The sequence below is a fragment of the Actinoplanes campanulatus genome, from assembly GCF_014647795.1.
Taxonomy (GTDB): Bacteria; Actinomycetota; Actinomycetes; order Mycobacteriales; family Micromonosporaceae; genus Actinoplanes; species Actinoplanes campanulatus.
On record NZ_BMPW01000082.1, the window covers coordinates 1 to 831 of the forward strand.

The 831-nt window shown below is 66.5% G+C and carries 1 protein-coding gene; it reads left to right on the plus strand.

All coding sequences use genetic code 11. The annotated features are described in order from the left end of the window. Positions 1-37: 37 nt before the first annotated feature. On the plus strand, positions 38-831 hold a 794-nt coding region (locus tag IEZ13_RS46145; RefSeq protein WP_229795830.1), incomplete at its 3' end, for an RNA-guided endonuclease TnpB family protein.

The window sequence follows — 831 nt, forward strand, 5'->3', positions numbered from 1 at the left end:
GCGCGCCTGCAATGCGGCCTCGGCTCGGGTCGCTGAGGTGGCGTTCGAACAGCGCACCGCTAATAAGATCTTCTTGCAGAAGATCGTGTACGCGGACCTGCGCGCCGAGTTCGGCCTGTCGGCACAGATGGCCGTCCGGGCGATCGCGAAGGCATGCGAGGCGTACAAGCGAGACAAGAAGATCGAGCCGGTGTTCCGGCCCGACGGCGCCGTGCAGTACGACCAGCGGATGCTGACCTGGAAAGGCCGAGACGCCGTCTCGATCCTCACCCTGTCCGGCCGGATCATCGTCCCGGTCGTCTACCAGGGCCGGTGGACGCAGGTCCCCGGCACCGTCGTGCGCGGGCAGGCCGACCTGATCGTTCGGGACAGCAAGTGGTACCTCGCCGTCGTCATCGACGTGCCCGAACCGCCTGGCGGCGGCGAGCCGGACGGATGGCTCGGCGTAGACCTGGGCGTGGTCAACCTCGCTACCGATTCCGACGGCACCGCCCATTGCGGCATGGCCGTCCGTGCGGTCCGGCGGCGCAACCTCGACCTGCGCCGACGGCTGCAGGCTAAAGGCACCAAGTCCGCCAAACGGCTGCTCAAGAAACGCCGCCGCAAAGAAGCCCGCTATGCGCGGGACGTGAACCACTGCATCAGCAAGGCCCTCGTTCGGACAGCCAAAGACACCGGCCGCGGCATCAAGCTCGAAGACCTGAGCGGGATCCGCGAACGGATGACGGTTAAGAAGGCTCAGCGGTCCGACCTGCACTCGTGGGCATTCCACCAGCTCCGCCAGTTCGTCGGCTACAAGGCAGTGATCGCCGGAGTACCCGTCGTTCTGGT